We start from the raw sequence: 19,872 nt of genomic DNA on the forward strand, positions 1-19,872 counted from the left end.
CGCGCGGCCGATGAATTGACTGCGGCGAGGAAAGCGCCGCAGTCATGTCCTGTCAGAATCTATTCGGCGGCGATCTGCGGCGCGACCAGCGGCGGCGGATCGACGAGGTCCCGGGCAAGCTGTTCGTATCGCGTCTTCGCTTTGGCGACGGACGCATCCTTCACCGGACCGTAGCCGCGAATCTGGTCCGGCAACGATAGCAACTCGACGGCGATGTCGTGCGTCTTCGGCGACAGCAGCTTGACCGCCGTGACCACGTCCTGCTCGTAGCCCTCGATCAGATTGCGCTCGAGCTTGCGGTCCTCGCTGTAGCTGAAGGGATCGAACAGCGTACCGCGCAGGAAGCGGAATTTGGCCAGCGTCCGGAATACCGGCAGCATCCAGGCGCCGAACACGCGCTTCTTCGGACGACCCTGCGCATCGACCCCGCTTTGCAGGATCGGCGGCGCGAGGTTGAAGCTGATCTTGAAATCGCCCTCGAACTGCTTGGCCAGATTCTCCGCGAACGTGCCGTCCGTATAAAGACGCGCAACCTCGTACTCGTCCTTGTAGGCAAGCAGCTTGGCGTAATTGATCGCCACCGCGCGCGGCAGCGCCTCGCCGTAACCGCCGTCGAACGCGACCTTGCGCACCTGATCGACCAGATGGCGATAGCGCCTGGCGTAAGCAGCGTTTTGATAGTCGGTCAGAAGTTTGGTGCGATGCGCGATCACCTCATCGAGGGACATCTCGCCGAGGGTCTTTGGCGCCTCGGGCTCGTCGCCTTTCATCATCGCCGCCAGCTTGGCAGGATCGGCCGCCGCGAGCCGGCCGAGCCGGAAGGCTTGCGTATTCATCTTGATCGACACGCCGTTCAGCTCGATCGCCTGCTCGATGGCTTCGGCGCCGACCGGCAGCAGACCCTTCTGATAGGCGAAGCCCATCATCATCATATTGGTGGCGATGGAGTCGCCCAGCAAGGTCTCCGCCGGTTTGGTGAAGTCGAGGAAGGACGAGTCCTTGCGCAACGCGTTTTCCAGAACGAGGTTGACTTTGCCGCGCTTGAAATCGAAATCGCGGTTCATGATGAAATCCGCGATCGGAATGAGATGCGTGTTGATGACGCCATGGGTGCGCGACGACTCGGCGAGCGAGATCGTTTCCTTGGCGACGGCCACCACCTCGTCGGCCGCGATCAATAGATCCGCCGTGCCGGTGACGATGCGCGAGCAGGTCACGTCGGCCGTGTTCTTCGACAGCCGCACATGGCTCAGCACAGCGCCGCCCTTCTGCGCAAGGCCGGACATGTCGAGGATCATGCTCGCCTTGCCCTCGATATGCGCTGCCATGCCAAGCAACGCACCGATGGTCAGCACGCCGGTGCCGCCAACGCCGCCGACAGCGATGTTGTAAGGCTTGTCGAGTGACGGCATTGACGGCGGCGGAGGCAGTTCACCGAGATCGCCAAGGTCTACTGCCGCGCGCTTGCGCGGTGCACCGCCCTCCACCGTGACGAAGGACGGGCAGAAGCCCTTCACACAGGAGTAATCCTTGTTGCAGCTCGACTGGTTGATGGCGCGCTTGCGCCCCAGTTCGGTTTCCAGCGGCTCCACCGAGATGCAATTCGACTGCACCGAGCAATCGCCGCAGCCTTCGCACACCGCCGCATTGATGAAGATGCGCTTTGCCGGGTCTTCCATCAGTCCGCGCTTGCGGCGGCGCCGCTTTTCGGCGGCGCAGGTCTGCACGAACACGATCGCCGAACAACCCGGCACTTCACGCAGCGTGCGCTGAACTTCATCAAGCTGGTCGCGATGCGCAACCTTGGTGCCCGGCGCGATATCGGACGCCGGATACGCTTCGGGATTCTCCGACACCAGATAGATGTCGCGAATGCCTTCACTGTGAAGCTGGAACGTGACCTGCTGCGGCGAGAGTTCGCCGTCGACGTGCTGACCGCCGGTCATCGCCGTCGCGTCATTATAGAGTATCTTGTAAGTGATGTTGGCCTTGGAGGCGACAGCCTGCCGAATGGCGAGGCTGCCTGAATGGAAATATGTTCCGTCGCCGAGATTGACGAAGACGTGCTTCTCGTTGGTGAACGGTGCGATACCGACCCATGGCACGCCCTCGCCGCCCATATGCGTGAAGGTCTCGGTGTTGCGGTCCATCCACAGCGCCATAAAATGACAGCCGATGCCGGCCATGGCGCGGCTGCCTTGCGGCACCTTGGTCGATGAATTGTGCGGACAGCCCGAGCAGAAATACGGCGTGCGCGTCACCGGCGCGACGGCCTGCACCTGCGTCGCCTGCCGGCCGTTGAACCAGTCAGCCTTGGACCGCAGCATAGCCACGATTTCGGGATTGAGATCGAGCTGCAGAAGCCGCTCGGTCAGCGAACTTGCCAGCGACGCGACACTCAGCTCTTCCGCGAACGGCAGGAAGCGCTTGTCGTGGTTGTCCATCTTGCCGATGATGCGCGGTCGCACATCGTCACGCCAGTTGAACAGTTCCTGCTTGACCTGGTTCTCGACGATCTCACGGCGTTCTTCGACGATCAGGATTTCCTCGAGGCCGACGGCGAATTCGCGCACACCTTCCGGCTCGAGCGGCCACGGCATGCCGATCTTGTAAAGCCGCAGGCCGATCTTTGCGGCAACTTCCGGCGTGATGCCGAGTTCGCGCAGCGCCTGACGGATGTCTTCGTAGCTTTTGCCCGATGCCATGATGCCGAACCGCGCATTCGGCGAATCCATCGTGATGCGGTTGATCTTGTTGGCGCGCGCGAAGGCGATCGCGGCGAAGCCCTTGTAGTCCTGCAACCGCTTGTCCTGAGCATAGCGATCATCCGGCCAGCGCAGGTTGAGGCCGCCCGGCGGCATCTCGAAGTCGGCCGGGATAATGAAAGGCTTCATCTCGTCAGTGAGATCGATTTCGGCCGTGGTCTCCACCGTCTCGGTGATGACCTTCATGCCGACCCAGCAGCCGGAGTAGCGCGACATGGCGATGCCGAGCAGGCCCATTTCGATCATCTCATGGATGCTCGACGGATAGAGATACGGCATCAGCGCCGAGATGAAAGCGTGGTCCGACTGATGCGGCACGGTGGAGGATTTCGCGCCGTGGTCGTCGCCGGCCAGACACAGCACACCGCCGTTCTTGGCCGAACCCGCCGCATTGCCATGGCGGAAGACGTCGCCGCAGCGATCGACGCCGGGGCCCTTGCCGTACCAGATGCCGGTAATGCCATCGAACTTCGCGCCGGGCGACAGATTGAGCTGCTGCGAGCCCCAGATCGCAGTGGCCGCGAGGTCTTCATTGACCCCCGGCTGGAATTTCACGTCGTACTGGGCGAGATGCTTACGCGCGGCGTGAAGCTGCTGGTCGTAGCCGCCAAGCGGCGAGCCGCGATAGCCGGTCACAAAGCCTGCGGTATTGAGGCCTGCGGCCCGGTCGCGCCGCACCTGCGCCATCGGCAGCCGGACCAGGGCCTGAATGCCGGTCAGGAACACATGTCCCGACGCCTGCGTGTATTTCTGGTCGAGACTGATAGGCCCTTGGTTGATTCCCATAGTCGATTGCCTCTTTGCCGGGCTCTTGTTGCGTTTCGATAAATCTAATTAGAACCACTCTATTGATCAGTCTATGTCGCTTTTTGTATGCCGCACATCACAAATCACAATCATCCGACCTTTGTTTTCATACGCAATTTTAAACGCCCTTCGCAGCCCAGCCCGTTTTGTTATGTCGCTGTGACGCCCGTCCCCGAAAGGACATTGCGGACGCCGTTTTTGGTGCCAACGGCGGCGGTATCGCTGCGATGCGGCAGCCCTGTCGCAGGGCTGCTCCTTCTCCGATGCAATGCTGGGCCGGAACGGTGCCGGAGTCGGGCCGTTGACCTCCACAGATAGCGAACCCGGTCGCAATGGGTCGCGCAAAGCGGAGGATTTGCACCTATGAGCCAGATATCTGAAAGCTGGATGCCCGACAGCGAACGGCGCGACGCAAACTCGTCGCTCTCACAATCCGACTTCGATTCGCGTCAGCAGGGCAAGCCGGCGAAGACCGTCATCGGAATCGGCCTTCTTGTTGTTCTCGCGCTGGTGCTGTCTCAGATGCACCCCGCGCCTCACGATGTCCCGGAAAACTCCATAACAACCGGACAGGCCACAGGTGCCCGATGAATACCCTGACACCTGCAAAGTTCCAGAACCGGCCTGATTGCAACGTGGAAACAGGGAACACACCCGCCGGTTGGTGATTGTCTTCCCAAGTGAAACAACTGGAGGAATGACTTATGGCACTCGAGCGTAACCCGAACGATCCCTACCGCGCCGATCCCACCGATGCCGAACTGGCGCGCCGCCGCGCGGATCAGATCGATGCTGAGTTGCAAGCCGATCCTGAATTGGCAGAAGGACCGGCGAGTGGCGGGCGCATTGCCCTGTTCGCCATTGCACTGGTCGCCATTCTCGGCGTGATATTTTACGGGCTGAACTCACCCACGACATCGCCCGGTCCGACACCTGCGGCGCAGACCACGCCGGCCTCTCCACCGGCAAGCGGAACGGCGATGACCCCGCGTGCTCCGGCAGGTCAGACCACTGGCTCGTCAATGACGCCGGCTCAGCCAACACCGCCGCCTGCGGCTAACATCCCGGCTCCGGCGGCGCCCCAGAACACCGCTCCCGCAACGGGCGCACCGTCCAGCAACTAACGGCGGTCAGGAGATCAAGTCAGCGGGCAGCGACATCGCTGCCCGTTTTTTGCGCTCATGTTTTGGCGAACAGACCATTCATCTCGGCGTTCGGAATAGCCTGCGCCATTCCGGCGAACGACCCAGCCTCGGCGATCTCACGGGCGGCTTTCAGGAATGCGCCCCACGCCGTCCGCGCCAGCGCGCCTCCGACACTGATCCGCCGCACGCCGAGGTCAGCCAATTCCGCCACGGTAAAGCCCGGGCCGCTCCACAAAACATTGACCGGCTTCGGCGCGAGTTCTTTCACAACCGTCGCAATCTGCTCCCTGGTCCGGATGGCCGGCGCATAGAGACAATCCGCTCCGGCTTCCGCGTAGGCGATCAGGCGCGCAACGGTCGCCTTGAGATCGGGCTGGCCGATCAGAAAGCTCTCGCACCGCCCCACCAGCATCAAGTCACCGCCCTTCGCGTCGATGGCCGCGCGCGCCGCACGCATGCGCTCCACCGCAAGTGTCATCTCGTACAACGGCGCCGACGCGTCGCCGGTCGAATCCTCGATCGACAGTCCCGCCACGCCCGTCTCGACACAACGCGCGACGTTCGCGGCAACGCCTGCGGGATCATGCGCGAAGCCGGCCTCGAAATCCGCATTGACCGGCAGGTCCGTGGCCGCGCACAGCACCTTCAGATGGGCGAGAACATCATCGCAACCGACATTGTTGTCGCAACGGCCGGTGGACCAGGCGAAGCCCGAACTGGTCGAGGCCAGCGCCTTGAATCCCATGCCCTCCAACAGCTTCGCGCTGCCCGCGTCCCAGGGATTTGGCAGCACGAAACATCCGCTCGCGTGCAATGTCCGGAAGTCCGCGCATTTTTGCTGTGTCGAAATCGGCATCTGTTTCCTCCGGCCAGTCTTTTCGTTGTGCAGTCACGATGCCGGTCGCGAGCGGCGAAATCAATCGGCCGGCGCGACGTCCGGTTGCATCTATCGTTAACAAGGGCCAGACGCGGAAAAGGCAATCATAGCGTGGGTTTTTCAGCGAACGGCGTGGCGCAATTCACGGCCCGGCTCACCGCGAAGACCGATTCGTGCAACAATCCGCTGTTGACAGCACAGCGCAAAAATTGGCGTAATTCGGCGCGCTTATGCGCTTTGTTTTCTCGATTTTCCAAGCAGGTGCTTCATGTTTCGCTATGGCCTCGTGGCATTTCTTGCGCTATCTCCGATCGCGGTTCCCGCGGCCGGCTGGGCCTACGATATCAAGCCGAAGGTGCCCGAGAGTGCCTTTTCCGGAAAGCTCCAGCCGGACATCGTCGGCCTGTCGAGCAATACCGAGGGCAGCAAGGCCGCGCCGATTTTCGAGTCCTATCTGAAGGATCTTCCCGGCGTGAAGCCGGAGACCGCGCAACAGAAATTCGGCGGCACCAACGTGACCTATGTCACGGCGATGAAATTCACCCTGTTGCCGACCAGCACCCACCCCGGCGAGTCGATGATTGCGGTCTTCTCGTCGCCGGCGAGCGCCAACCGCGCCTATTACATTGCACGCATGCTGGGCTTCGCCACCAACAAGCAGCCTCTGAAGTCCGAGATGATCGAGCGCGTGACGGCGAAATACGGCGCGCCGACCGCAATCGGCGATGGACGCCTGTATTACTTCTACAAGGCGGGCAAGATCATGTCGGTGAAGCAGAAATACACCCCCGCCACCGCGCTGGAAGCGCTCAACGCCCCCATCAATCCCAAGATCGCCGTGGCGCTCAACGACGCCAACGGACGCGGTAGCTGTGTCGCCGAATTGAAACGCGTGCAGGCGCTGGAGAAAACCCTCGACAAGCTCGTCACCGAAGCCAAGGCCGCGAACTGTGACGGCCTTGTGTCGGTCGAGATCTTCCCGGGCATCACGCCGGATCGCGTCAGCAAGGCTGAATTCACTCTGATCGATTTCAAACAGATCGCCAGCGCAACCAAGATCGACGCCGACGCCTTCGCGGCCGAGAAGAACGAAGCGCTCAACAAGACGCCGCTCGGCAACGCGCCGAAGCTCTGAGAGCGTTCACGTAACCACACGAAGTGTTGACGTCACCACTTTGTCATGACGCCATCTTTGGCTGATCTTTGATTTCGGGGCCCACGGCGCTAAGAGTGCCGCAGAAATCCGGGAGAGATTCATGACGCGACGTTTGGCGCTTCTGTTTGCTTCATCGCTGCTCGGCTCGGCGCTGCTGACCGTGCTCCCGCTTGTCACCGCCCACGCGCAGCAGCCGGCCGCCGCGAAGGAGCCGTACGGCATCGGCCTCGAAGGCTTCGCCTATCCCTACCCGGTCCACATGCTGCCGCTGACCAACGAGGGCGAGCAGGTTCGCATGGCCTATATGGATGTCGCGCCCGCGGCGCCGAACGGCCGCGCCGTCCTGCTGCTGCATGGCCGCAACTTTCCGTCGAGCTACTGGGCCCCGGTGATCAAGACGCTGACCGACGCCGGCTACCGCGTCGTGGTGCCGGACCAGATCGGATTCGGAAAATCCTCCAAGCCGGCGTTCGATCTGCATTTCGATATCCTGGCGCGCAACACCGTCGCCCTGCTCGATCATCTGCAATTACCACAAGTGGATGTCGTGGCGCATTCGCTCGGCGGCATGCTCGGCGTGCGCATCGCCCGCGCCTATCCCGACCGCGTCTCGCATCTGCTGCTCGCGGCCCCCATCGGGCTTGAAGACTACCGGCTCTATGTGCCGCCGACGCCGACCGAGAAGATCATCGAGAACGAGGACAAGCTCACCGCCGACGGCTATCGCAAGCAGCTCGTCACCAACTATTCGCTGAAGCTGCCACCGGACCAGATCACGCCGTTCATCGACGCGCGCTTCAACATCAAGGGCTCGCCCGAATATCCGCGCTGGCTGCGCGCCTTCGTCAGTTCGGCGCAGATGATCTACCGCGAACCGGTGGCGCACGAGATTCCGCTGATCGACCGGCCGACACTGTTCATCATGGGGGCGGACGACCATAACGCGCCGGGCAAGCCGAACGCGCCGGAAGCGCTGCGGCCGAAGATGGGGCAGAATGCCGATCTCGCCAAGGCGTTGGCGGCCAGGATGCCTAACGCCAAAGCAGAGGTGATTCCGAACGTCGGCCACCTGGTGTTTCTCGAAGCGGAGCCGAAGTTCAACGAGTTGATGCTTGGATTCCTCGTTTCAAAATAGATCATGAACGCCACGTTCGGTATGAAGGATTGAGATGAAGGCGCTTCTCGCAACCGTTGTTCTCGGCGCCGCGCTGCTGGCAGGCAATGGCGCGGAAGCCGCGCCGCACCCGCGCCTCGCCGTCGATCCGCCCAATGCAATCGTCAGAATCAAGGACGGATGCGGCGTCGGATTTCATCGTCTGTCCAGCGGCGTGTGTCGCCCGGAGCCGAAGGGCCCGAAGCTGATGCGAATGTTCGCGCGCAAATGTCAGCTTGGCTATCGCCGCAATCTGCTCGGCAAATGCGTCAGGGACTAAAACCGATCTGCAAAACAAAGCCCCGGCTTCGATACTCGAAACCGGGGCTTTTTGATTCTATGCGCGCTGCTTACCAGCGGTGGTGACGGCGGCGGTGCCAGTAACGGCGGCGGCGGTAGTGCCGGCGGCGCCAATGCACATTCTCCGGCGTGGCACGGGCGAGATCGTCCTGATCCGCAACCGCAGGCTTCGCGGCGATGTCCGGCTCCTTGCGCGGCGTCAGATCGTTTTGCGGAGCAAGCATCGGAGCAGCGGTGGCGGCCGACGCAGCGGCGGCGATGGCGCCCGCGCCGGCGGCGACGCCAAACGCAAATCTCAGGAATTCACGACGTTCCATCAGGATAGTCCTCCGTGTAAGAGCAGTTTCAACGATACGAGTGTTTCGCATTCGTGATGAACACGGTGTGAACCCGATTGGTTCCGTCAGATGCGGTTAATTACCGTGAAGCTGTGTCGCAGCTCTTACGAGTTCTGATGATCGCATGAAAACCGGCCTCCTTGCCTCAGGCCCAAGACCTCGGGATTCGTCGCAAGCGGACCACATTTGGTTCATCTTGTGTCAATCTTCCCGCGACTAATGTGCGCGCGCCGGCCAGCAGGCCGGCGACTCAATTCAGTTTTGCCGGCCATCCCCTGGCCAATGTCGAACGCACTGCAAAACCATCTCAGGAAGGACACATCCCATGAAAGCCCTTTACGCAGCCGCATTCCTTGCCGTCTCCGCCGCGGGCCTCGGCGCGGCCAATGCAATGCCTGTAGCGCCCGCATCGACCGCCAGCGATGTCATTCATGTTGCGCAGGGCTGCGGTCCGGGATTCCATCGCGGTCCCTATGGCCGCTGCCGCGCCAACCGTGTCGTGGTCGTTCGCCCGCCGGTTGTGCGCAAGTGCCGTTACTGGGGTCCGGGCCGCCGCGTCTGCCGCACCTGGTGGTGAGCAGCGCATCCGCGCACAAAATGCAAACCCCGCTTCGGCGGGGTTTTTCTTTGCGGTCATTCCTGCGATCACGGATCTGTGTGTGATATGTCCGATGCAACCATTGCCAGTGCGACGCGAACTTTACGTCCGCAATGCATCGCGCTGCTTTCGCAGCGCCTTCGTGCGCACCCGTTCGCACTGCGCCCTGTCATTGCGCTCAGGCTGCTTCGGCCCGACCACCCTCACCCGCGATGTCATCGGCTGCGGCCTGTCGCGGCCATCGTCGAGAGGCTGCGTCCGCATGGGCGATGGTTTTTTCTTGCGCATGAAAACATAACGCGCACCTTGCCTATTTGTTTCGCAACAGGTGTGCGCGCAAACGACGCAAGCGCAGACGTGCGAGATCATCCGCTGCGATCGAGGGCGCGGATGACCCTGTCCCGTTTTCATTTCTTCTCAAGAAGAAATGGAGCGCCGGGAGGCGCCAGAGTGCTTGCGAGGCACCCTTGTGACGCACCCTGGCGAGGGGTCCGTCCGCGAGCCTGACGAGAACGGGTTGCGAATCCGTCTCGCGAGGCGCGCGCGTTCTGCAACGGAAAGGTTTGCGAGGCCTTCCGTCCGAACGCAGCGCCTCCCGGCGCTCCACCAGCCACACGCCCCGCGTCCGGGGTGGCCGCTGCGGCTCCTGCCCCTCCGCGTCATGAGCGCGGCGGGCAAAAGCGAAATAGGATTATATTCCGATACGGCAAAAGTCAAGCCGGCGGCCAAGCATCGAAGGCTCAGTGCGGGCCTTCGCGCTCATAGATGAACTTCGGCATTTCCCACTTGTAGCGGATCGCCAGCAGGCGGAACGTCAGGCCGAACGCCACCGAACCGACCACCACCGCCACATGCTCGGTGCCGAAATGCGTGCCCGCGACATAGATCGCGCCGGTCACCAATGAGACGCTGGCGTAAAGCTCGCTGCGGAACAGCAGCGGCACCTCGGTGCAAAGAATATCGCGCAGCACGCCCCCGGCGCAGCCGGTGATCATGCCGGCCACCACCACGATGGTGAGCGGCTGCCCCATCTTCATGGCGACGCTGCAGCCGATGATGGTGAAGACCACGAGGCCGATCGCGTCGAGCACGAGAAAAAGAGTGTGAAAGCGATGCACCACGCGCGCCAGCGCGATGGTGAGCAGCGCCGCGCCGCCGGTCAGCAGCAGCAGCATCGGATATTTCACCCAGAGCAGTGGATAATGCCCGAGCAGCACATCGCGCAGCGAGCCGCCGCCGAGCGCGGTCACGCATCCCAGCATCGCGACGCCGAACCAGTCCATCTTGCGCCGCCCGGCGGCAAGTGCCGCCGTCATGGCCTCGGCGACCATGGCGAACAATCCGAAAAAGAAAAGAACCGATTCGGCGGGCTCCATGGCGAAGACGTAGCACATTCCGCCGCTGCTGCAGCGCGGGAGGCAGCCGCAACAGAGCCAGCCGCGCGCCCCGCGCGGCCATGCCGGCCAAAAATATTTGCAGGAGGATGCAACCTTTTGCGGTTCCGGGGTTGGTAGATGATGGCAGAGAGCCTGATCACCCGCCACGCCACTAGCTCGCGCGCAGCCGGTGCGCCCATGTGATCGAGCGCCTCGGGCTCGCCATGGCGGGCGCATCATGCGGCCTGTTCGTCGCAACCCATATCGCCAGCACCCGCGTCGAAGCCTTCGGCTCGGTGGCGCTGGTGCTGTTCCTGATGATGCTCGGCGCCATCGGCTTCTATCTCGGGATCGACATTCCGCCTCACCGCACCGGCAGGGCCACCCTCCTGCCGAGCGGCGACAGCGCCCTGCCCACCGATCCGGTCGAACTGCTCAGCTCCGCAGGGACATTCCTCGCGGCGCTGGCCGCGCTGCTGTCGGTTTTCAGTATCGTGTTCGACGCAGCACCGGCATTGACGTGGAGTCTCTTTCTCGGGGCCTGCTGGCTGTTCGGCGCGCTGCTGCAGATCGCCGCCGGCGCAAGCGCGCGGATCTGGCGGGCCTGAAGGCGCGCGAGAAATCAGCAGCTACCCCGATGATGTGCCGATACGTGGCGATCGCTTGCGCGAAGCGGGCGGCGCGACACCTAATGCAGAACACCGCAAAAGACCGGATTTTGCTTCGCTGCATCCGGACGATAGGCCTACCCCGCGTAGGCCTCGGCCTGCACCAGAATATCGCGCGTGCGTTTGATGCCCGGCCAGTCGCGGTCGAAATCGCGGATCAGCCGCTTCATCTCCTCGCCGCCCGCGGCGGCATCGAGCGACGCACGGTCCGGGAATTCATACATCGCCAGATGCACGGCGGGATCGTTGGCGAGCCAGTAGCGCCACGCGCGCTTAGAGCCGAACGACTTCACGGCGTCGGGAAGATGCTCGCGCGAATACCACGCATCGAACGCAGCGCGTTGCGATTCATCGGGGACAGTGGCGCGGACAACGAGGATGTGGGGCATGATCAACACTACGTAGCGACAACTCCACCTTCAGTTGTTGAAGATGGCTTGTACTCGATCTGCGGAACTTCGCCCCTCCACTTTTCGATAAGTTCAATCCCCTTCTCCAAATTCTTCGCAGTACCAATTACATGACTTGTTCCAGCCTCGACAATAGCGAGCGCTCCAACCAATGCGGAAATCCCAACGGCGGCGCGCTTGAGAAAGCCACTCTTAGTTGAAGTCGCTATAGTCGCGGCCTCTTTTTGGATGGTTACATAGGTGGCTGACGCCACTTCCCAGACTTTATCAACACCAACAGATTGAAAGTTCTTCAAAAGGAATAAGAGCTGCGAAATCTGAGAAAATAGTATGCCCCTGACTTTCAAAGGAAGATCAGACGAAGACAACTCCTCTAAAACATCTTGTAACTGCCTCGACAATTCGTCGATGTCCCGATCAATGGATTCATGCAGATCGTCGCCAACCTTTAGAGCATCGTTTAGATACGTCAAAGTATGGGCATGCCGGTCAATGAGTTCGCTTCGCGCCGTTTCAAAACTCTGAAATAATCTTGGATAATGGACGATAGCGGATAGCGTTCCAATATCCTTTAGGTATCGCCGCTTCGCGTCATTTTCGATTGAAGATAGCCTAACTTGAACTAGTAGGCGCTCGAAGTTATCCATCTGCGTGTACAATAGCAGCTGCATCTCCGCGCTATTCTCCTCGATGGAGAACGCCTCACTTATCGCTTTCCGAACATTACGAGAGCCCCCAGAGCCAGACGGCAATCGATCAAAAAAATTCTTCAGACTTTTGGCTAACGACAATTTCGACATAAAATATCTCGTTCGTCATCACAGCGGAATGTTGTCGTGCTTCTTCATCGGCACGTCGACGTGCTTGTCCTTGAGCATCGCCAGCGCACGCGCGATGCGCTTGCGGGTCGAGTGCGGCATGATCACGTCGTCGATATAGCCGCGCTCGGCGGCGACGAACGGCGACAGGAAGCGGTCCTCGTATTCCCTGGTGCGCGCGGCGATCTTCTCGGCATCGCCGATGTCCTGCCGGAAGATGATCTCCACCGCGCCCTTCGCGCCCATCACCGCGATCTGCGCCGTCGGCCAGGCGTAGTTCATGTCCGCGCCGATCTCCTTCGAGGCCATCACGTCGAACGCGCCGCCGTAAGCCTTGCGCGTGATGACGGTGACCAGCGGCACCGTGCACTGGCTGTAGGCGAACAGCAGTTTCGCGCCGTGCTTGATCAGCCCGCCATATTCCTGCGCGGTGCCCGGCAGGAAGCCCGGCACGTCCACGAAGGTGACGATCGGAATGTTGAAGGCGTCGCAGAAGCGCACGAAGCGCGCGGCCTTGCGTGAGGCGTCGCTGTCGAGCACACCCGCCAGCACCATCGGCTGGTTGGCGACGAAGCCCACCGTCTTGCCCGCGATGCGGCCGAAGCCGGTGACGACGTTCTTGGCGAAGGTATCGGCGAGTTCGAAGAAGTCGCCCTCGTCCACCACCTTCAGGATCAGTTCCTTGATGTCGTAAGGCTGGTTCGGATTCTCCGGCACCAGCGTGTCGAGCGACATGTCCACGCGCTCGATGTCGTCGAAGCTCGGCCATTCCGGCACGCCGTCGGTATTGTTGCCGGGCAGGAAGTCGATCAGCCGGCGCATCTGCAACAGCGTCTCGACGTCGTCCTTGAATGCGCCGTCGGCAATGGAGGACTTGGTGGCGTGCACGCTGGCGCCGCCGAGTTCCTCCGCGGTGACCACTTCATTGGTCACGGTCTTCACCACGTCCGGGCCGGTGACGAACATGTAGCTGGTGTTCTTCACCATGAAGATGAAGTCGGTCATCGCCGGCGAGTAGACGTCGCCGCCGGCGCACGGCCCCATGATGACGCTGATCTGCGGAATCACGCCCGAGGCGATGACGTTGCGGCGGAACACATAGGAATAGCCCGCCAGCGCCGCGACGCCCTCCTGGATGCGCGCGCCGCCGGCGTCGTACAGCCCGATGATCGGCGCCCGCGCCTTCAGCGCCATGTCCTGCAGCTTGGTGATCTTGAGCGCGTGGGTCTCAGACAGCGAGCCGCCGAACACGGTGAAGTCCTTCGCGAATACGAAGATGGTGCGGCCGTTGACCGTGCCCCAGCCGGTGACCACGCCGTCGCCCGGAATCTTGGTCTTGTCCATGCCGAACTCGACCGAGCGGTGCTCGACGAACATGTCGAATTCCTCGAACGAGCCCTTGTCCAGCAGCAGTTCGATGCGCTCGCGGGCAGTCAGCTTGCCGCGCGCGTGCTGCGCCTCGATGCGCTTGTCACCGCCGCCCTTCTTGGCTCCGGCGCGGCGTTCATCGAGTGCTTCGAGGATGTGCTTCATGGATCTGGCCCCACCTGCGGCGGCACGCGCCGCCCTGCTCCGGAATGTGTGGCCCGCTTTCTAGCACGCTGTTTGGGCAAGGGAAAATGCCCCAGCCAGAGCGGACTATCGGCGCACGGCTGCCCCGCGCGGCGTGATAAACTGCGATTTTACAGGGGATTCGCGGCCATGAGCGATATACCAGCGACAATGCCGGCCGGGGCTGCAACCGGCGGGGTCCGCACCCTGCTGCGGCTGGAAGGCGCCGCCCTCGCCATCGCCAGCATGGTGTTCTACAGCTATTTCGAAGGCTCGTGGGGGATGTTCGCGTTGCTGCTGCTGGCGCCGGACCTGAGCTTTCTCGGCTATCTCGGCGGCCCGCGCGCGGGCGCCGCCACCTACAACATCGCCCACGCCGCCATCCTGCCGATGCTGCTCGGCATCGTCGGCATGGTGATGCCGTCCGCGCTGGCGATGCACCTCGCGCTGATCTGGAGCGCGCATATCGGCATCGACCGCGCGCTCGGCTACGGCCTGAAATACGACGCGGGATTTGGCTTCACGCATCTGGGGCGGATCGGGAAGAATGCGGCGGGTAAGTAAGCCCTCATCCTGAGGAGCGGCCCCTTTGGCCGCGTCTCGAAGGATGAGGAATGTTATTGACCTCATGGTTCGAGACGCGCGAAGACGCGCTCCTCACCATGAGGGAATCTACTTCGCCGGCCGGCTGGCGACGAAGTAACTCGACTTGCTGACCACCTTGCCGTCGCGCAGGGTGATGACGTCGACCAACTCCATCGTCACAGGTGTGCCGTCGGGCTTGGTCGCGGTGAGAATCGATTCCGAGACGAAATGATCGTCGCTGCCATAGAGCGCGACACCCTCGAAGCGCAGGCCCGGCAGGCCGGAGAAATCCTTGCCGAACTGCTCGGCGACGGCTTCCTTGCCCTTGTACACTTTCGGGCTGCCGTGGCGCTGATAGCTGGTGTCGTCGGCATGCATCGCCATGATCGCCGCAACGTCGTGCGCGTTCCACGCCGCGTTGTAACGTGTGGCAATGTTTTTCCAGGCCGATGCTGACATGCGTGGTCTCTCCCTGCTTTTCTGGTTGGCGCCAGACTAGCGACTTTGCGACAGGAATCCACTGGCCGACCCGGCCGCAGGCCCGTCATGCAATGGCCGACAGGCCAGCGGCCTGCCGGATCAGATCGCGCCGATGTCGCGCAGGCACTGCTGCGCGATGGTCATGCGGCTGGCGGTATGCTTCGGTTCGCGAATGTCGAGGTTGAGCGCGAACACGGTCTGCGCGCCGCCCTTCTCCGCCCAGCCCACCAGCCAGCCGAGGCTTGCCTTGACCCCATCGATCGCGGTCCGGTCATCGACGCCGATCAGTCCGGTCTTGGCGCGGATGATGCTGTCGCCCGCTTTGGTGACGGTGAGAATATCGCGGGTCAATTCCTGCGCGCGCTTCAAGGCCGGCAGCACGCCGCGCCGCAGCTTGTCGACAAATGCGATCTGCTGCATCGGATTGATCCGCAGATCTCCCGTCAGCCAGAACCGGTCGATGCCGCCGCCGATGTTGCGGTTGCCGTAGTCGAAGGCATCGACATATTTCTGCATCCGCTCGGCGCCGATCCGCCGCGCGATCTCCTGATAGACCGGCACGGCGGAGACCGCGATGGCGGTGCGCAGGGTGTGGTCCTTGTTCCATTCGGGAATGCTGCGCGTCACGCCGTCCCACTTGAATACGTCCTTGTCCGGATCGGCGACGACGCCGGTGTCCAGCGCAATGATGGAATTCGGAATCTTGAAGGTGGAGGCCGGCAGGATTGCGCTTCGGGTGCGCGTTCCGTCGCTGACGATCAATTTCTTGTCGTCAGTCTTGAACGCCGCAAACGTACCGGCAGTGCCCTCGTCGGTGAAATGCTTCAGCAGGCTTTTCCGAACTTCCGATTCGGGCGCCGTATCGGCAAGAACGCGCGATGGAATGACAGCGGCGGCGGCAAGGAGGCCGATGGCGTGGCGGCGGTGAATCACGGGATACGCTCCGGAGCAATGAGGGCCAGACAAATTGCCGCGTTTCATGTTGAAAGCATGGCCGCGCTTGGACCTGCATGGATGAATCCGCTACCGTCGCAAAAAATCAGGGAGAAACATTCATGGACAGCGGCAAGGCGGCAGGGATCGCCGAACAGTATATCGCGGCCTGGAACGAGACCGACGATACCAGGCGCAACGCGCTGCTGACGCAGTGCTGGGCCGATAACGGCGTCTATGTCGATCCCAATGTCGAAGTGACCGGACGGGAGGCGCTGTCCCGGCGGATCAAGGAGGTTCAGGGCGGTCGTCCGGGCGCCTATCTCGAATTCATGAGCGGCACAGACGCACATCACAATGTGCTCCGCTTCCTCTGGCGGCTGGTGCGGGCCGACGGAACCGCTGGCGACATATCGATCGATATCGGCGAAACCGGCCCCGACGGCCGCCTGACCAAGATCATCGGCTTCTTCGGCCCACCGCCCGCGCGCTAGCGCAGCCGGCCCGACAGCCGCATCACGAAGATCAGGACTTCCGCGACACCCTTGTAGAGCTCGGCGGGAATTTCGTCGCCGAGTTCGACATTGGAGAGCGCGCCCGCCAGCACTTCATTCTCCTCGATGGGAATGTTGTTTTCCTTGGCAATCTCGATGATCTTGTCGCCGAGCGTGCCCTTGCCCTTGGCGACGACGCGCGGCGCGCCTTTCTTGTCGTAATGCAGCGCAACTGCCAGCGTGTTTCTGGTCTCCGAAATCATAGCGCGCGATCCAGAAAATGCCCGGCCGGCGGCGGCGCAGGCTTCGGCGGCGCGCCGTCGCCGATCACGATGTCGCCCGGCTCAAGGGCTGCTTCGCGCAAAGCATGCGACAGTTGCGGCGCGTTGATCCGCAATTGCGCCGCAGTCGCGGGCCGCTCCGCCCACATCCGCACCGACGTGCGTCCGCCGCTGAGCGACACCAGCGCATGCACCGGCCCGTTCGGCTCGACATCCAGCGAAAACCGCGCCCGCCAGACACGCGCGGCTTCGGCCTCACCGTTGCCTCCGCCGTCGCGCGAAATCTCGAATTGCGCGATCGCCGTGCCTTGCGGGGTGGCAAACGGGATTTCGAAATTCCAGCGCGGCACGGCAGGATCATTGCGTACACCGGGAACATCGACGGGCAACGACGCTGCCTGCAACAGCGTCTGCCGCGCCAGCGCGGCGTCTGTGTCCTCGATCAGGCGATGCGCCACCGTTGCGGGTGCGTCGTCCGGCGCAAGCGACGGCAGCGCGACGGATTGCGCGGTGGTGTCCGATCCGCGAAACGGCGGCGCCGGGATATTACTGCGTGCGAATGCCGGTTCGCCCTCGCCTGCCGCGCGCGGCATCTCGCGTCCTTCGGCATCGAGCACATGCGCGACCGCATCGCTGACGCCCTTCGGCAATCCCTGCAAGATCTCCTGCAACTCGGTCAGTCCAGCGCCCGCCGCGGCGGCGCGGTTCGCCGCCGTCGGCAGCGGTTCATTCGGCGCGTAGATCTGGACCTTGCCGGCCGGTTCGGCAGCCTCATCGGCAACATGCAGCGGCCCCTGCGGCAGCAGGATGTCGCCGGCTTCGATCTCCGGTGACAGCGGCGGCGCTGACAAGGACGGCATGGCCTGTGGCTGCGGTGCGGCGCTTGCAGCGGCCGGCGTGTTGCCGAGCCACGATGCCACGGTCTGACGGAACACGATCAGCGCCGTCTTCAGGTCCGGCGTGTTCGATCCATTGGCGAGATTTTGTTCGAGAAAGAGTCCCGACTTCTGAAACGCCGTTTTCAACGCTTCGCCGCTCAGGTTCTCGCTGAGCGGTGTGCGCTGCGCCAGCAACTGCGCGGCAGCCTGCTGAAGCGTCTGCGGCAATGCCTGCGACGACGCAGCGACATTCAGATTTGCGAACAGCGGTGACAGGCTGCCCTGCCGGGCCGCGGCGGTCTGCACGGCGGCCGAGACCGCCAGCGCTTCGAGATTGGTCAGCACCCGGCCGGACGCGGCGGCCTGCACCGGCGCATCGGATTTCGGAACGCTGAGGGCATCGATCACAGCACCGTCTCCGGCAGCCGCCGCCTGCGTCGGCGCGCCCTCGCCCGGCACGATCTGAAGCCTTACGCCTTGCGGTGTCTGCGACACCGCAAGCTGCAATACCTGACCGGACCGCAACGGCACTTCGGACAGCACTTCGATGGTCAGGTTGGCGATGGCGATACGGACCAGATTGGCGTCGAGCTGTTTCAGCACCGTCGCCTCGATCATCGTGCCCGGCTGCAGGACCGCGCCCGCCGCCACGCCCTGGGCGGCAACGACCGGAAAGACGGGATTGATCGCGATCGACATTCGGGGCGCTTCCATAAGTCCGGACCATGATGTTGTCCGAAAACCGCTACACACGTTTCGGCATCAAGCTCGCGGGGAAGCTAGCCCAGCGTCGTAAACCTTCTGTTAACTGAATGGTCCCGGTAGGAGATGTGGAATTTACAATGTCGTCCCGGCGAAGGCCGGACGACACGAGTTCTACCCGTCATCCTGAGGTGCGAGCTCTTGCGAGCCTCGAAGGATGACATTTAGTCAAGCCGTCGCCCTTCGAGGCCTCCGCTTCGCTTCGGCACCTCAGGGTGACGGCACATCGCGCCAAATAATATTCATGCCCTCAACCCAGCGCCTTCAGCACCAGCGCCGCCGCTTCGAAATCCTTCTGCCGCTGCACGCGGCGGGCCTCGACCTCGTCGTCGATGCCCCACTTTTCCCGGTTCCAGTCCTCGTCCACATGGGCGGCGGCCCAGACCTGGGCTTCATCCAGCGTGCGATGCTTCAGCGCCAGCGCGAGCAGCGCCGAGCCGGTGATGGTGGTGACGACATGAAATGCACCGACCGGCCAGGCATCCGCCGGCAGCGCCGCGCGCACGGCGGCGACCGCGGTCTCCGGCTGCTGCACATGGATCACACCCTCGGTCAGAATAAAGTGCGCGCCGAGATCGTCGGCGGCCCAGCGCAGCACCGGGTCCCAGTGCTCCGCCTGCTTCGCGATCAGTTCTTCGGGAAAGCCCGCCCGATAGAACAGCAGATCGGTTTCGAAATACTTCGCCGCATCGTCGGCGACCGCCTGCACGTTTCCGGCGACGCCGTCGATTACGCTGTTGGCAAGCCGCGTCAGCGGCATCGCCATCGGATCGATCATCTCCGGCTGTGCTTGCCATTCGGCTGCCATCGCCTCGGCGAGTTCGCGTGTCGGCGCGGCCAGCGGATTCCTGCCCGGGGTGCGGACGGGCTTGCCGTCGAGCGTCACCGCGAAGCCATCCGGCGCTTCGACCACTCCCGCGCTGGTGTAGAAGCGCTTGCGGAGCGGCGTGCGCGACGATTTGCGCGACGCCTCGCGGGGATCGAGCGGAGACTTGCCGGCGACTTCATCGAACAGTTCACGCATCGTATCGTCAGCCTTCATATTTTCCGGGCATGACCTTTTCCGAAAACCGGTGTCCACTTTTCGGGGTCACGCCCTACTGGTTGGCGCAGGAACGCGAATAGGCCGCGCGCTGGTTGGGGTTCAGCCCCCATGCCGCGCCTTCATCAAGACAGCGCGCAACGCGGTCGCTGAACGACGGCTGGCGCTGACGTTTGAGCACCTGCTTTGGCGGCGTGTCCTGCGTCACGTAGCCCGGCGTCGTGTTCTGCAAGGCAAAGGGCGGCGGTGAATTCATCTGCGGCACGGTCGGCACCGTGATCGGCGGCGGTGGAGGCGCAGCCGGTGCGGTCGGAAACGGAATCACGGGCTGCGCGCCGACACCACCCGGCGGATAGAGTTGCGCGGATGCGATGCCCGGCACGAACAATGCGATCAGAACTGCAAGGACGGCTTTTTTCATTACCGGCATATCGTCATCCCAAGGCGCGACGGCA

At 62.7% G+C, this 19,872-nt stretch carries 22 protein-coding genes; 9 read left to right on the plus strand and 13 right to left on the minus strand.

What is annotated here, in order from left to right:
• Positions 1-59: 59 nt before the first annotated feature.
• Positions 60-3,551: an indolepyruvate ferredoxin oxidoreductase family protein gene (locus LVY71_RS14900; protein WP_235100639.1), complete on the minus strand. Its 3,492-nt coding sequence runs from the start codon at positions 3,549-3,551 to the stop codon at positions 60-62.
• A gap of 384 nt (positions 3,552-3,935) precedes the next feature.
• Between LVY71_RS14900 and LVY71_RS14905 the strand changes: the two genes are divergently transcribed.
• Positions 3,936-4,163 carry a hypothetical protein gene (locus LVY71_RS14905; RefSeq protein WP_235100640.1) on the plus strand — a complete coding sequence of 76 codons (228 nt, stop codon included), beginning with the start codon at positions 3,936-3,938 and terminating at the stop codon, positions 4,161-4,163.
• 113 nt (positions 4,164-4,276) lie between these two features.
• Complete coding sequence (locus LVY71_RS14910) at positions 4,277-4,696, plus strand: hypothetical protein (RefSeq protein ID WP_235100641.1); 420 nt, start codon at positions 4,277-4,279, stop codon at positions 4,694-4,696.
• A gap of 55 nt (positions 4,697-4,751) precedes the next feature.
• On the opposite strand, the gene LVY71_RS14915 is transcribed toward LVY71_RS14910, so the two are convergent.
• Positions 4,752-5,573: an isocitrate lyase/PEP mutase family protein gene (locus tag LVY71_RS14915; RefSeq protein ID WP_235100642.1), complete on the minus strand. Its 822-nt coding sequence runs from the start codon at positions 5,571-5,573 to the stop codon at positions 4,752-4,754.
• Between the two features lie 289 nt (positions 5,574-5,862).
• On the opposite strand from LVY71_RS14915, the gene LVY71_RS14920 reads away from it, so the two are divergent.
• The 3 genes from LVY71_RS14920 to LVY71_RS14930 all read left to right on the plus strand — a co-directional run bounded on the left by LVY71_RS14920 (position 5,863) and on the right by LVY71_RS14930 (position 8,183).
• Positions 5,863-6,729, plus strand: a complete 867-nt coding sequence (locus LVY71_RS14920; protein WP_235100643.1) for a hypothetical protein — start codon at positions 5,863-5,865, stop codon at positions 6,727-6,729.
• A 121-nt stretch (positions 6,730-6,850) separates the two neighbouring features.
• Entirely contained in the window at positions 6,851-7,885 is a 1,035-nt protein-coding gene (locus tag LVY71_RS14925; protein ID WP_283842535.1) for an alpha/beta fold hydrolase, read from the plus strand.
• A 34-nt stretch (positions 7,886-7,919) separates the two neighbouring features.
• Positions 7,920-8,183 (plus strand): GCG_CRPN prefix-to-repeats domain-containing protein, encoded by a 264-nt coding sequence (locus tag LVY71_RS14930; protein ID WP_235100644.1) that lies wholly within the window; start codon positions 7,920-7,922, stop codon positions 8,181-8,183.
• Positions 8,184-8,253: 70 nt separating this feature from the next.
• On the opposite strand, the gene LVY71_RS14935 is transcribed toward LVY71_RS14930, so the two are convergent.
• Positions 8,254-8,520: a twin-arginine translocation (Tat) gene (locus LVY71_RS14935; RefSeq protein WP_235100645.1), complete on the minus strand. Its 267-nt coding sequence runs from the start codon at positions 8,518-8,520 to the stop codon at positions 8,254-8,256.
• A gap of 346 nt (positions 8,521-8,866) precedes the next feature.
• On the opposite strand from LVY71_RS14935, the gene LVY71_RS14940 reads away from it, so the two are divergent.
• Positions 8,867-9,118 carry a GCG_CRPN prefix-to-repeats domain-containing protein gene (locus LVY71_RS14940; protein ID WP_235100646.1) on the plus strand — a complete coding sequence of 84 codons (252 nt, stop codon included), beginning with the start codon at positions 8,867-8,869 and terminating at the stop codon, positions 9,116-9,118.
• Positions 9,119-9,879: 761 nt separating this feature from the next.
• Here the strand turns inward: LVY71_RS14940 and LVY71_RS14945 are convergent.
• Positions 9,880-10,515, minus strand: coding sequence for a trimeric intracellular cation channel family protein (locus LVY71_RS14945; protein ID WP_235101513.1), 636 nt, complete (start codon positions 10,513-10,515; stop codon positions 9,880-9,882).
• Positions 10,516-10,715: 200 nt separating this feature from the next.
• On the opposite strand from LVY71_RS14945, the gene LVY71_RS14950 reads away from it, so the two are divergent.
• On the plus strand, positions 10,716-11,123 hold the full coding sequence (locus LVY71_RS14950) for a hypothetical protein (RefSeq protein WP_235100647.1): 408 nt from the start codon (positions 10,716-10,718) through the stop codon (positions 11,121-11,123).
• Between the two features lie 137 nt (positions 11,124-11,260).
• Here the strand turns inward: LVY71_RS14950 and LVY71_RS14955 are convergent, their stop codons facing one another.
• Genes LVY71_RS14955 through LVY71_RS14965 form a run of 3 tightly spaced genes read right to left on the minus strand, consistent with a single transcriptional unit; the run spans position 11,261 to position 13,944 of the window.
• On the minus strand, positions 11,261-11,572 hold the full coding sequence (locus tag LVY71_RS14955) for a hypothetical protein (protein WP_235100648.1): 312 nt from the start codon (positions 11,570-11,572) through the stop codon (positions 11,261-11,263).
• Positions 11,573-11,580: 8 nt separating this feature from the next.
• Complete coding sequence (locus tag LVY71_RS14960) at positions 11,581-12,393, minus strand: hypothetical protein (protein ID WP_235100649.1); 813 nt, start codon at positions 12,391-12,393, stop codon at positions 11,581-11,583.
• 18 nt (positions 12,394-12,411) lie between these two features.
• Entirely contained in the window at positions 12,412-13,944 is a 1,533-nt protein-coding gene (locus tag LVY71_RS14965; RefSeq protein ID WP_235100650.1) for an acyl-CoA carboxylase subunit beta, read from the minus strand.
• 168 nt (positions 13,945-14,112) lie between these two features.
• Between LVY71_RS14965 and LVY71_RS14970 the strand changes: the two genes are divergently transcribed.
• Positions 14,113-14,526 (plus strand): DUF4260 domain-containing protein, encoded by a 414-nt coding sequence (locus tag LVY71_RS14970; RefSeq protein WP_235100651.1) that lies wholly within the window; start codon positions 14,113-14,115, stop codon positions 14,524-14,526.
• Between the two features lie 108 nt (positions 14,527-14,634).
• On the opposite strand, the gene LVY71_RS14975 is transcribed toward LVY71_RS14970, so the two are convergent.
• Together LVY71_RS14975 and LVY71_RS14980 are read right to left on the minus strand one after the other, a co-directional pair.
• The gene (locus tag LVY71_RS14975; protein WP_235100652.1) at positions 14,635-15,006 is read right to left on the minus strand and encodes a nuclear transport factor 2 family protein; all 372 of its coding nucleotides are present in this window, start codon (positions 15,004-15,006) and stop codon (positions 14,635-14,637) included.
• A 120-nt stretch (positions 15,007-15,126) separates the two neighbouring features.
• Entirely contained in the window at positions 15,127-15,960 is an 834-nt protein-coding gene (locus LVY71_RS14980) for a penicillin-binding transpeptidase domain-containing protein (RefSeq protein ID WP_235100653.1), read from the minus strand.
• 122 nt (positions 15,961-16,082) lie between these two features.
• On the opposite strand from LVY71_RS14980, the gene LVY71_RS14985 reads away from it, so the two are divergent.
• Positions 16,083-16,454, plus strand: coding sequence for a nuclear transport factor 2 family protein (locus LVY71_RS14985; RefSeq protein ID WP_235100654.1), 372 nt, complete (start codon positions 16,083-16,085; stop codon positions 16,452-16,454).
• On the opposite strand, the gene LVY71_RS14990 is transcribed toward LVY71_RS14985, so the two are convergent.
• The 4 genes from LVY71_RS14990 to LVY71_RS15005 all read right to left on the minus strand — a co-directional run bounded on the left by LVY71_RS14990 (position 16,451) and on the right by LVY71_RS15005 (position 19,847).
• Positions 16,451-16,717 carry an EscU/YscU/HrcU family type III secretion system export apparatus switch protein gene (locus LVY71_RS14990; RefSeq protein WP_235100655.1) on the minus strand — a complete coding sequence of 89 codons (267 nt, stop codon included), beginning with the start codon at positions 16,715-16,717 and terminating at the stop codon, positions 16,451-16,453. The genes LVY71_RS14985 and LVY71_RS14990 overlap by 4 nt on opposite strands.
• Positions 16,714-18,312 (minus strand): flagellar hook-length control protein FliK, encoded by a 1,599-nt coding sequence (fliK, locus tag LVY71_RS14995; protein ID WP_235100656.1) that lies wholly within the window; start codon positions 18,310-18,312, stop codon positions 16,714-16,716. The genes LVY71_RS14990 and fliK overlap by 4 nt, the downstream gene beginning before the upstream one ends.
• A 313-nt stretch (positions 18,313-18,625) precedes the next feature.
• The gene (locus tag LVY71_RS15000; protein WP_235101514.1) at positions 18,626-19,399 is read right to left on the minus strand and encodes an ATP12 family chaperone protein; all 774 of its coding nucleotides are present in this window, start codon (positions 19,397-19,399) and stop codon (positions 18,626-18,628) included.
• Positions 19,400-19,472: 73 nt separating this feature from the next.
• The gene (locus tag LVY71_RS15005) at positions 19,473-19,847 is read right to left on the minus strand and encodes a hypothetical protein (RefSeq protein WP_235100657.1); all 375 of its coding nucleotides are present in this window, start codon (positions 19,845-19,847) and stop codon (positions 19,473-19,475) included.
• Between the last annotated feature and the right edge of the window lie 25 nt (positions 19,848-19,872).

The organism is Bradyrhizobium sp. G127 (genome assembly GCF_021502575.1).
Taxonomy (GTDB): domain Bacteria; phylum Pseudomonadota; class Alphaproteobacteria; order Rhizobiales; family Xanthobacteraceae; genus Afipia.

Bases quoted from the DNA above. Each gene is read 5' to 3' on its own strand.
- LVY71_RS14975 (WP_235100652.1), bottom strand. From the start codon at position 15,006: ATGTCAGCATCGGCCTGGAAAAACATTGCCACACGTTACAACGCGGCG.
- LVY71_RS14915 (WP_235100642.1), bottom strand. From the start codon at position 5,573: ATGCCGATTTCGACACAGCAAAAATGCGCGGACTTCCGGACATTGCAC.
- LVY71_RS14925 (WP_283842535.1), top strand. From the start codon at position 6,851: ATGACGCGACGTTTGGCGCTTCTGTTTGCTTCATCGCTGCTCGGCTCG.
- LVY71_RS15005 (WP_235100657.1), bottom strand. From the start codon at position 19,847: ATGCCGGTAATGAAAAAAGCCGTCCTTGCAGTTCTGATCGCATTGTTC.
- LVY71_RS14960 (WP_235100649.1), bottom strand. From the start codon at position 12,393: ATGTCGAAATTGTCGTTAGCCAAAAGTCTGAAGAATTTTTTTGATCGA.
- LVY71_RS14905 (WP_235100640.1), top strand. From the start codon at position 3,936: ATGAGCCAGATATCTGAAAGCTGGATGCCCGACAGCGAACGGCGCGAC.
- LVY71_RS14990 (WP_235100655.1), bottom strand. From the start codon at position 16,717: ATGATTTCGGAGACCAGAAACACGCTGGCAGTTGCGCTGCATTACGAC.
- LVY71_RS14985 (WP_235100654.1), top strand. From the start codon at position 16,083: ATGGACAGCGGCAAGGCGGCAGGGATCGCCGAACAGTATATCGCGGCC.
- LVY71_RS14940 (WP_235100646.1), top strand. From the start codon at position 8,867: ATGAAAGCCCTTTACGCAGCCGCATTCCTTGCCGTCTCCGCCGCGGGC.
- LVY71_RS14900 (WP_235100639.1), bottom strand. From the start codon at position 3,551: ATGGGAATCAACCAAGGGCCTATCAGTCTCGACCAGAAATACACGCAG.
- LVY71_RS14930 (WP_235100644.1), top strand. From the start codon at position 7,920: ATGAAGGCGCTTCTCGCAACCGTTGTTCTCGGCGCCGCGCTGCTGGCA.
- LVY71_RS14935 (WP_235100645.1), bottom strand. From the start codon at position 8,520: ATGGAACGTCGTGAATTCCTGAGATTTGCGTTTGGCGTCGCCGCCGGC.
- LVY71_RS15000 (WP_235101514.1), bottom strand. From the start codon at position 19,399: ATGCGTGAACTGTTCGATGAAGTCGCCGGCAAGTCTCCGCTCGATCCC.
- fliK (WP_235100656.1), bottom strand. From the start codon at position 18,312: ATGTCGATCGCGATCAATCCCGTCTTTCCGGTCGTTGCCGCCCAGGGC.
- LVY71_RS14970 (WP_235100651.1), top strand. From the start codon at position 14,113: ATGAGCGATATACCAGCGACAATGCCGGCCGGGGCTGCAACCGGCGGG.
- LVY71_RS14945 (WP_235101513.1), bottom strand. From the start codon at position 10,515: ATGGAGCCCGCCGAATCGGTTCTTTTCTTTTTCGGATTGTTCGCCATG.
- LVY71_RS14920 (WP_235100643.1), top strand. From the start codon at position 5,863: ATGTTTCGCTATGGCCTCGTGGCATTTCTTGCGCTATCTCCGATCGCG.
- LVY71_RS14965 (WP_235100650.1), bottom strand. From the start codon at position 13,944: ATGAAGCACATCCTCGAAGCACTCGATGAACGCCGCGCCGGAGCCAAG.
- LVY71_RS14910 (WP_235100641.1), top strand. From the start codon at position 4,277: ATGGCACTCGAGCGTAACCCGAACGATCCCTACCGCGCCGATCCCACC.
- LVY71_RS14955 (WP_235100648.1), bottom strand. From the start codon at position 11,572: ATGCCCCACATCCTCGTTGTCCGCGCCACTGTCCCCGATGAATCGCAA.